Source organism: Staphylococcus coagulans, from assembly GCF_002901995.1.
Taxonomy (GTDB): Bacteria; Bacillota; Bacilli; order Staphylococcales; family Staphylococcaceae; genus Staphylococcus; species Staphylococcus coagulans.
This window is the reverse complement of the sequence record NZ_PPQN01000113.1, coordinates 1-319: the sequence shown is the minus strand read 5'-3', so window position 1 is coordinate 319 and position 319 is coordinate 1. Positions and strand designations below refer to the sequence as shown.

The 319-nt window shown below is 44.5% G+C and carries 1 protein-coding gene; it reads right to left on the bottom strand.

Going from position 1 to position 319, the window contains the following annotated elements; translation table 11 throughout:
- Nucleotides 1-319, bottom strand: a 319-nt coding sequence (locus CD118_RS12075; protein ID WP_206167727.1) for a YPDG domain-containing protein, incomplete at both ends; no start/stop codon positions are given.

Sequence of the window (319 nt, the reverse complement as noted above, 5' to 3'; positions counted from 1 at the left end):
TCCTTCGGAATGTCTGCTCCATTTGGTATTTCATAACTGCTTCCTGTTGGAACATTTGGATCTTTAGTTTGTGGTACTTGTACTGGTACACCCGGTTTTGTATGTCCTTCTTCATATCCTGGGTTATAGTTTCCACTGTCTGGCGTGTCCACTGTTACTCTGACTGGTGTCTCTTCTGATGAGCCATCTGGATATGTGACTTTTACTGGTACTTCGACCGGTGTCCCTGGTGTCGCATCTTTTGGTGGCGTTACTGTTACTGTTCCTGTATTTGGATCTACTGTTATTTCCCAATCCTTCGGAATGTCTGCTCCATTTG